Here is an 8302-nt window from a genome sequence, read left to right on the forward strand (position 1 = left end):
GTCACGATCGAAAGGCACTGCCCCGTGGGCCTGCTCTCCCGCATCAAGGAAGACATCGACGCCGTCCGCAGCCACGACCCGGCCGCGCGCGGCGACGTGGAGGTGGCGCTGGCCTACGCGGGCCTGCACGCCGTCTGGGCCCACCGGGTGGCGCACCGGATGTGGCAGGTGGACCGGCTGAAGACCCCCGCCCGCCTGCTGTCGCAGGCGGCGCGCGCGGCCACGGGGATCGAGATCCACCCCGGCGCCACCATCGGCCGGCGCCTGTTCATCGACCACGGCATGGGCGTGGTCATCGGTGAGACCGCCGAGATCGGCGACGACGTGATGCTCTACCACGGCGTGACCCTGGGTGGCCGGTCCCTGGCCCGCACCAAGCGCCACCCCACCCTGCGCGACGGCGTGGTGGTCGGCGCGGGCGCCAAGATCCTGGGGCCCGTGGAGATCGGGGAGGGCACCGCGGTGGGCGCGAACGCCGTCGTGGTGAAGGACACCCCGGCCGGCGCGATCGCCACGGGCGTCCCCGCCACCTACCGCCTGCGCAAGGGCCCGGCCGAGGACAAGCCGCTCGTGGACCCGGCCGAGTACGTCGACCCGGCGATGTGGATCTGAGCTCCGCCTCGGGCTGACGGGCCTGCCCCGCCCCCGACACGCGAGAGGCCCCCGCCATCGGCTGTCCGCCGGGGACGGGGGCCTCTCACGTGCCGGGGGCGCGGGTCAGCGGGCGGTCTCCTCCGTGGGGTCGCCCTCGGCCGGCTGGGGCATGACGACGGGGGCGCCGTCGCTGTCCACCTCGGTGCGGTCCCCGGACCACAGGGTATGGAACGAGCCGTCCCGGTCCATGCGCCGGTAGGTGTGGGCGCCGAAGAAGTCGCGCTGGCCCTGGATGAGGGCCGCGGGCAGGCGGTCGGCCCGCAGGCCGTCGTAGTAGGCCAGGGCGGAGGAGAACACCGGCACGGGCACGCCCGCCGTCACGGCGGTGGCCACCACGCGGCGCCAGGCCGGCAGCGCCTCGGCGATCGCCTGCGTGAACTGCGGGGCGAACAGGAGGTTGGCCGGCTGGCCCTCGGCGCGGGTGCCCGGCTCCGGATGGCGCTCGGTGTCCCGGCCGCCGAAGGCATGCATGATCACGTCCAGCAGGTCCGCGCGGATGATGCAGCCGTCGCGCCACAGGGAGGCGATGGTGCCCAGGTCCAGGGACCAGCCGTACTCCTGGGCGGCGGCGGTGAGCATGTCCAGGCCCTGCGCGTAGGCCACGAGCTTGGAGGCGAACAGGGCCTGGCGGACGTCCTCGACGAACGCGTCCCGGTCCTGGGCGGCCACCACGGGGGCCTGATCCACGCCCGATGCGAGGGTCTGCCGCGCCTGCGCGCGCACCTCGGTCTGGGAGGACAGGGAGCGGGCGAACACGGACTCGGCGATCGCGGCCACGGGGGCGCCGACGTCGAGGCCCGAGATGGCGGTCCACCGGCCGGTGCCCTTCTGGCCGGCCTCGTCCACGATCACGTCCACGAGCGGCTGCCCGGTGGCCGGGTCCACCTGCTGGAGCACCTCGGCGGTGATCTCGATGAGGTAGGAGGCCAGGTCCGTCTGGTTCCACGCGGAGAACACCTCGGCCTGCTCGGCGGGCTCGACGCCGGCCACGCGGCGCAGGAGGTCGTAGGCCTCGCCGATGACCTGCATGTCCGCGTACTCGATGCCGTTGTGGACCATCTTCACGTAGTGGCCCGCGCCGTCGGTGCCGATCCATGCGCAGCACGGCTCGTCGTCGTAGCGCGCCGCGATGGACTCCAGCAGCGGCCCCAGGGCCTCGTAGGACTCCTTCGGGCCGCCCGGCATGATGGCGGGCCCGTTCAGGGCCCCCTCCTCGCCGCCGGACACGCCGACGCCCACGAAGTGCAGGCCCCGCTCCGCGAGCGCGGCCTCGCGGCGGCGGGTGTCCTCGTAGTGGGAGTTGCCCGCGTCGATCACGATGTCGCCGGGCTCGAGCAGCGGCACGAGCTGGTCGATGACGCCGTCGACGGGGGCGCCGGCCTTGACCATGATCAGCACGCGGCGGGGCACGGCGAGCGAGGCCACGAGCTCCTCGAGGGTCTCGGTGGCGATGAACGACCCCTCGTGGCCGTGCTCGGCCACGAGGGCGTCCGTCTTGGCCCGACTGCGGTTGTGCAGGGCCACGGTGTGCCCGCGCCGGGCGAAGTTCCGAGCGAGGTTGGCGCCCATGACGGCCAGGCCGGTGACGCCGATGTCGGCGGTCCCGGTGGCGGGGGCGGCGGGGGTGGTGGCGGTCATGGGGTGGGTCTCCTCACGCGGCGGGCCGGGGTCGGACCCCACCCTAGCCGGGCGCCCCCGCCGGTCGTGCGCGGCGCCCGGGCCGGGCGGCTCAGTCGCCGACGGCCTTGCGCCCGCGCTGGACGATCTTCGGGTCCGGGGTCCCGACGACGTCGTGGTCCTTGCCCTCGTACTCGAAGCGGGAGAGGAAGTAGCGCATCGCGTTGAGGCGGGCGCGCTTCTTGTCGTTGGACTTGATGGACACCCACGGGGCGTGGTCGGTGTCCGTGTGGAGGAACATGGCCTCCTTGGCGTCCGTGTACGCCTCCCACCGGTCCAGGGACTCCAGGTCCATCGGCGAGAGCTTCCACTGGCGGACCGGGTCGATCTGCCGGATGGCGAAGCGGGTGCGCTGCTCGGTCTGGGTGACGGAGAACCAGAACTTGGTCAGGTGGATCCCGTCCTCCACGAGCATCTTCTCGAACACCGGCACCTGCTGCATGAACAGCTCGTACTGGCGGTCGGTGGAGAAGCCCATGACGCGCTCCACGCCGGAGCGGTTGTACCAGGAGCGGTCGAACAGGACGATCTCCCCCTCCGTGGGGAAGTGCTGGATGTAGCGCTGGAAGTACCACTGGCCCAGCTCGCGCTCGGTGGGCTTGCTCAGGGCCACCGTGCGCGCGGTGCGGGGGTTCAGGTGCTCGGTGAAGCGCTTGATGGTGCCGCCCTTGCCGGCGGCGTCCCGGCCCTCGAACACGATGATGTGCCGCTGGCCGGTGTCCTCGCCCCAGTACTGCAGCTTGAGCAGCTCGATCTGCAGCCGGTACTTCTCCAGCTCGTACTCCTCGCGCGTCATGCGCTCCTCGTACGGGTAGTCCTCCTTCCACGTCTCCACGGCCCGGCCCTGGGGGTCGATCAGGTCGGGGTCGTTGGTGTGGCCGTCGGTCACGGTGTAGCCGCCGTCGCGCAGCTTGTCGATGAACTCGCGGAGGTTCTCGCGGGGGGCGTCGGGCTGCAGCAGCTCCATGGGGACTCCTTCGTGGGCGGGGCGGGACGCGGCGTCGGGAGGCCGGCACGCCCGGCGCGGCCCGGCACCACGGGGTCGGCTCCCATTATGGGGCGGCTCCCCCGTCCATGGCCCGCCTCGGCCGACGGCGGGCCCTCAGCGCCGGGCGGCCCCGACGAGCGCGTCCACGGCGGCGACGGCGGCGCGCGCCGCCGCCACGTCCACGAACTGGGCGACCGCGTCCCGGTGGCGGGGATGGCCCGGCAGCTTCAGGCCCACGGTGGCGCCGTCGGTGGAGGGCAGCACCCACAGGCGCGCCTCGGGGTCCACGTCCCGCTGGGCGATGACGTCCTCCTCCTCGGGCTCGCGGTCGTAGCCGGCCCACTCCACGCCCGGCCGCTCGGTGTCCGCGCCGTCCAGGACGTCCGCGCCGCCCATCCGCAGGTAGGTCCGCGCCTGGAGGAGCCGGTCGAGGGTGCGCGCCGCCGTCCTCCCGGCCAGCTCGTCCTCGAACAGGGCGAGCACGTGCCAGCCGTCCCCGTCTTGGAGGAACAGCATGGTCTGCCCGGCCTCCCCGCCCGTGATGACGGCCAGGTGGCGCGGGGCGTCACCGTCGGCGGCGGGCAGTTTCCAGAAGCCGTGGGGCGTGGCGGACATGCCCCCACCCTACTGGGGCCGGGGCGGGGACGCCGGGGCCGTCGTCGGCCCCGGCGTCAGCGGGCGAGCCGGTCCTGGGGCGTGGGAGCGCCGTGCCGGGCCCCGAACGAGGGGTCGTGGGTGCCCACCTTGCGCGCGGCGGCGAGGTGGCCGCCGAGGAAGCCGGCCGCACCCGTCACGCCCATGGCCCCCAGTCCCAGGAGGACGCCGAGACGGTACCGCCCCGTGACGCGCGCCGCGAGGGAGCCGGCCTGGAGGGTCACACCCGCGGCGTTCGCGGCGGCGTGCACCACGCCGACCCGCCGCTCGGGGCGACCGGAGGCGGCGTACTCCGCCCACCCGGTGAGGGCGGCGGGGACCGCGGAGACGACACCGACGCCGGTGAGCAGGGTGGCGCTGCCGCGGGCGTCGTCGCCGCCGAGCAGGTCCAGGGCTGTGGCGCTCATCCAGGTGCCCATCGGCACCTGGACCACGAGCGGGTGGAGCGCGTGGCCCAGCCAGGCCCCCTGGAGCGCGGCGCGTCGCACCTGGCCGGCCACGAGGGCTGCCGAGAGCGCATCGCCGGCCGCGACGGCGGGGTCCAGGACGCGGGCACCCTCCAGGGCGTGCATCCCCTGGGAGAGGGGATTCCGGGTGCGGGCGGCGGTACGGGAGTCGGGACGACGGCGACGCGGTGCGCGCATGGTTCCTCCAGGTCAGGGGCGGATCACGACCCGATGGCGGCGGGCCTGAGGTCCACAGTAGCGGCGGCCCCGGCGGGCGCGGCATGCTGGCCGGATGGGACTGCTGCGCCGACTGCTCACCGGATCCGACGACGAGGGGCCGGGCCTGGACGTGCTGTCCGGCCGTCTGGAGAACGCGCCCGCGATCGCGGAGGCGGCGCGCCGAGCGGGCGTCCCGCTGTCGGTCGCCGCGGCGCTGGCGGAGGTGGAGTCGGGCGGGCGCAACGTGTTCGGCAACGACCGGGGCGGGGTGTTCTCCCGCCCCGGCCGCCCGGACGTCCCGGTGACGCCGGAGCGCGTGGCCGAGCTGCGGCGTCGGGTGGCGGACGGGGAGACCTCCAACGGGATCGGCCCCGCACAGATCACCTGGCCGCCGTTCTTCGACCGGGCGGACGAGGCGGGCCTGGACCTGGCGGACCCGGAGGACAACCTCACCCTGGGCCTGACGATCCTGGCCGAGCACGCCCGCGGCGACCTCTCCCCCGCCGGCCTCGAGCGGGCCGGCACCCTCTACAACGCCGGAACCCTGGCCGGCGGGGTCACGGCCTACGGTCGGCGGCTCGCCCGCGCCGCGGCCGCCTGGGAGGAGCGGCTCACGGGACGACCCCCGGCGCCGTCGGAGGCGGCCGGACCCAGCGGAGCCGGGGACGAGCGCGCCTCGACGGGCACGGGGCGGACGCACGTCGTGCGGGCCGGAGAGACCCTGTGGGGCATCGCGCGCGAGCAGGGCACGGACGTGGCCACGCTGCGGCGGCTGAACCCCGGGATCGTGCCGGAGCGGATGGCCGTGGGCACGCCGGTGCGCCTGCCCTGACGCGCGCGGCCGGCCGACGCCGGGGAGGGCCGTCAGAGCAGGAGGTTGACCAGCAGCACGTACGCCAGGGTGCCCGTGCCGATGGAGAGCAGGGTCCGCCGGCCGCCGAGCAGGTGCACGAGGACCGTGAGGGCCGTGGCGGCCAGCGCGCAGGCCACCCGCGGCCCGTCCACGGAGGCTCCGGGGGCCAGCGCCGCCGCGTCCAGGAGCATCACGACCGCGAGGATCGTCAGCACGCCGGCTGGCATCCAGACGGCCAGCCGGGCCGCGAGGGAGGACTCCCGCAGCGGGCGCAGCAGCGCGAAGGGGGCCGCGCGCAGGATGAACGTCACCACGCCCGCCACCACGGCCGCGGCCACCAGGTGGCCGGGGTCCACGGGGGCGGTCATCCCGTCCTCCGTCCGGGGTCGGCGTCGGGCGCGCGGGTCGGCTCGGGGCCTGCCGCCTCGAGCACCGGCACGGGTCCGGTCACGGGGTGCTGCGCGGGCAGCGGCAGGCGGGCCCCGCGGGCGGCCGCCGCGTGGGCCGCGACCAGCACGCCCACGTACACGAGGAAGGACGTGACCAGCAGCGCTCCGGGCGCCACGAGGAGCGACACGCCCACCGCGGCCATGGCCGCCAGCACGAGCGGCACGTGACGGCGGCTGCGGGCCGCATCGAGCGCGAGGACGGTGAACAGGGCGGTGAGGGCGAACTCCAGGCCCTCGACGGGCGCGGGCAGCAGGCCCGCGAGGACCACGCCGGCCACCCCGCCGAGCACCCAGTACAGGTGCAGGCTGACCTGCATCGCCAGCAGACGTGGGCCCGTCCAGCCCCGGGGGTGGGCGGCGGCGATCGCGTACGCCTCGTCGATCAGGGCCCCCATCGAGTAGACGCGGGCCGCCCGCCCGCGCACCACGTGCAGGGGGAAGCCGAACGCGTAGAACACGTGTCGGAAGTTCACGAGGAACACGGTGACGGCGATGCTCGCCAGCGGGGTCGCGGCGGCGATCAGGCCGACCAGAAGCAGCTCCACCGAGCCGGCGAAGACCACGACGGACAGCAGCGGCGCGGCCCATCCGGGCAGGCCGGCCTGGACCACGAGCATGCCGAAGGCCACGCCGAGCGGGAACAGGCCCAGGCCGGCCGGTCCGGACAGGCGCATCCCGATGAGCACCTCGCGCCGGCGGTCCCTGCCCGCGGACGCGCCGGAGGGCGGCGGCGCGGCAGCGGCAGAGGTGGCGTGCATGGTGGGGACAGCATGCCACCCACGGCGCGCCGCGGCCGGACACGCCTGCGGCGGCACCATGCGTGAGAAGCATCACATCAACTCCTCGAGGGGCGGGCCCGCCCGGTAGCCTGAAGGAGACCCCTGACATCGGCCCGCCGTCGGCGGCGCTGTTGCGCGCCCGCGTGGCGCTCACCCACCGACCACCGCCACGACCGGGAGGATGCGCCGTGCAGCACGGACCCCACCACGACGGCCCCCTGGGACGCCGCCGCCTGCTCACCCTCGGAGCGCTCGGCCTGCTCGGCGCCGGCGCCACGTCCTGTGCCTCGTCCTCGGCCACCCCGCCGACGACGTCCTCGGCTGCCGCCGCGACCCCCACGTCGCCGGCACCGGCCCCGACCCCCGCCCCCGGGACCCCCGCGGTCGAGGACCTCGCCGTCGGCGAGGACGCCACCGTGCGGGTCTCCCTCACCACCTCGTGGCTGAAGCCGGGCCTCGACCGGGACGGCATCGACGACGCGGCCGTGCAGGCGCAGCCCCGGACCGCGTCCTGGCTGTCCCACATGGACGTGGCGCAGCACAAGTGGCTGCGCGGGAAGACCGACACGCAGGCGGCGCTCGGCTCGCGTGTGACGGTCCGCGAGGTCCGGGGATCGTGGGCGCAGGTGAGCTTCCTCGCCCAGGCGGCCCCGAACGAGCATGGCCTGCAGACCAGCTGGGTCCCCACGGCGCATCTGGTCCGCGACACCGCCTTCCTCGCCACGGAGGACGCCGGACCGTTCGTGCGCGTCACCGCCGACGCGGCCGCGCTGTCCGCGGACGAGGCGCGCACCTCGGCACTGGCGACGGTGCCCTTCGGGACCCGCCTCCCGCTGCTGGACCGGTCCGGCGCCGCGGTCCGCGTCGCGGTCCCGGGGTCCGGGCCGGCCTGGCTCGCCGCGGACGCCGTCGCCGAGGGCGAGCCGGCCCTCGGCACCGCCGACGAGGTGATCGCCACGGCGAAGACCTTCGAGGGCGTGCCGTACCTGTGGGCCGGCATGACCCCCATCGGATTCGACTGCTCCGGGTTCACGTACTCGGTGCTCCGCTCGCACGGCATCCTCCTCCCGCGCGACGCCGGCCCGCAGCTGAACTCCTCGGGTCTGCCGAAGGTCCCCGCCTCCGACCTCTCCCCCGGCGACCTGCTGTTCTACTCGTTCGCGCCGGGTGGGGAGCGGATCCGCCACGTGGCCCTCTACGTGGGCCAGGGCTACGGCATCCACGCCCCCACGGTGGGGCGCGAGATCGTGGTCGAGACGCTCGAGACCATCAACGTGATGGGCGACTACGCGGGAGCCGTCCGCCCCGCGTACGCCCAGGCCTGAGCCCAGCCCCGGCCCGGACCTCCGGTGCCGGAGACGGGACGACGTCGGCCCCCGAAGCAGGGGCTCCGGGGGCCGACGTGCGGGTGGACCCAGACGGACTCGAACCGCCGACACCCGCGGTGTAAACGCGGTGCTCTGACCAGCTGAGCTATGGGTCCTGACGCGCCCCAGCCTACCGCCGGGCGGCCCCGGACGCTCAGGCCGGCCGCGCGACGGCGTCGCGAGGGTCCTGCGGGGTCCGGGCCCCGCCGGGGGTCG

The 8302-nt window shown here is 75.3% G+C and carries 9 protein-coding genes and 1 tRNA gene; 3 read left to right on the forward strand and 7 right to left on the reverse strand.

Annotated elements, in window-relative coordinates; all coding sequences use genetic code 11:
- The first annotated feature begins 24 nt into the window (after window positions 1–24).
- Complete coding sequence (gene epsC / locus Q4D18_RS08720; RefSeq protein ID WP_303127416.1) at window positions 25–612, forward strand: serine O-acetyltransferase EpsC; 588 nt, start codon at window positions 25–27, stop codon at window positions 610–612.
- Window positions 613–717: 105 nt separating this feature from the next.
- Here the strand turns inward: epsC and gndA are convergent, their stop codons facing one another.
- The 4 genes from gndA to Q4D18_RS08740 form a co-directional block, all read right to left on the reverse strand.
- The gene (gene gndA / locus Q4D18_RS08725; RefSeq protein WP_303127401.1) at window positions 718–2292 is read right to left on the reverse strand and encodes an NADP-dependent phosphogluconate dehydrogenase; all 1575 of its coding nucleotides are present in this window, start codon (window positions 2290–2292) and stop codon (window positions 718–720) included.
- A gap of 91 nt (window positions 2293–2383) precedes the next feature.
- Complete coding sequence (ppk2, locus tag Q4D18_RS08730) at window positions 2384–3298, reverse strand: polyphosphate kinase 2 (protein ID WP_303127402.1); 915 nt, start codon at window positions 3296–3298, stop codon at window positions 2384–2386.
- Window positions 3299–3433: 135 nt separating this feature from the next.
- Complete coding sequence (locus tag Q4D18_RS08735; RefSeq protein WP_303127404.1) at window positions 3434–3934, reverse strand: hypothetical protein; 501 nt, start codon at window positions 3932–3934, stop codon at window positions 3434–3436.
- A 56-nt stretch (window positions 3935–3990) separates the two neighbouring features.
- Window positions 3991–4617, reverse strand: a complete 627-nt coding sequence (locus tag Q4D18_RS08740) for a DUF2231 domain-containing protein (protein WP_303127406.1) — start codon at window positions 4615–4617, stop codon at window positions 3991–3993.
- Window positions 4618–4711: 94 nt separating this feature from the next.
- Between Q4D18_RS08740 and Q4D18_RS08745 the strand changes: the two genes are divergently transcribed.
- Window positions 4712–5470, forward strand: a complete 759-nt coding sequence (locus Q4D18_RS08745) for a LysM domain-containing protein (protein WP_303127408.1) — start codon at window positions 4712–4714, stop codon at window positions 5468–5470.
- A gap of 32 nt (window positions 5471–5502) precedes the next feature.
- Here Q4D18_RS08745 and Q4D18_RS08750 read toward each other — a convergent pair whose 3' ends face one another.
- Both Q4D18_RS08750 and Q4D18_RS08755 read right to left on the reverse strand, forming a co-directional pair.
- Window positions 5503–5859, reverse strand: a complete 357-nt coding sequence (locus Q4D18_RS08750; RefSeq protein ID WP_303127410.1) for an AzlD domain-containing protein — start codon at window positions 5857–5859, stop codon at window positions 5503–5505.
- Window positions 5856–6698: an AzlC family ABC transporter permease gene (locus Q4D18_RS08755; RefSeq protein WP_303127412.1), complete on the reverse strand. Its 843-nt coding sequence runs from the start codon at window positions 6696–6698 to the stop codon at window positions 5856–5858. The genes Q4D18_RS08750 and Q4D18_RS08755 overlap by 4 nt, the downstream gene beginning before the upstream one ends.
- Before the next feature lie 209 nt (window positions 6699–6907).
- Between Q4D18_RS08755 and Q4D18_RS08760 the strand changes: the two genes are divergently transcribed.
- Complete coding sequence (locus Q4D18_RS08760) at window positions 6908–8044, forward strand: C40 family peptidase (RefSeq protein WP_303127414.1); 1137 nt, start codon at window positions 6908–6910, stop codon at window positions 8042–8044.
- 84 nt (window positions 8045–8128) lie between these two features.
- Here the strand turns inward: Q4D18_RS08760 and Q4D18_RS08765 are convergent.
- Window positions 8129–8202, reverse strand: a tRNA-Val gene (locus Q4D18_RS08765).
- Between the last annotated feature and the right edge of the window lie 100 nt (window positions 8203–8302).

This window comes from Micrococcus sp. (assembly GCF_030523875.1).
Taxonomy (GTDB): Bacteria; Actinomycetota; Actinomycetes; order Actinomycetales; family Micrococcaceae; genus Micrococcus.

Excerpts from the sequence above, each read along its gene's own strand:
- Q4D18_RS08740 (WP_303127406.1), bottom strand. The coding sequence starts at position 4,617 with ATGCGCGCACCGCGTCGCCGTCGTCCCGACTCCCGTACCGCCGCCCGC.
- Q4D18_RS08755 (WP_303127412.1), bottom strand. The coding sequence starts at position 6,698 with ATGCACGCCACCTCTGCCGCTGCCGCGCCGCCGCCCTCCGGCGCGTCC.
- gndA (WP_303127401.1), bottom strand. The coding sequence starts at position 2,292 with ATGACCGCCACCACCCCCGCCGCCCCCGCCACCGGGACCGCCGACATC.
- ppk2 (WP_303127402.1), bottom strand. The coding sequence starts at position 3,298 with ATGGAGCTGCTGCAGCCCGACGCCCCCCGCGAGAACCTCCGCGAGTTC.
- Q4D18_RS08745 (WP_303127408.1), top strand. The coding sequence starts at position 4,712 with ATGGGACTGCTGCGCCGACTGCTCACCGGATCCGACGACGAGGGGCCG.
- Q4D18_RS08735 (WP_303127404.1), bottom strand. The coding sequence starts at position 3,934 with ATGTCCGCCACGCCCCACGGCTTCTGGAAACTGCCCGCCGCCGACGGT.
- Q4D18_RS08750 (WP_303127410.1), bottom strand. The coding sequence starts at position 5,859 with ATGACCGCCCCCGTGGACCCCGGCCACCTGGTGGCCGCGGCCGTGGTG.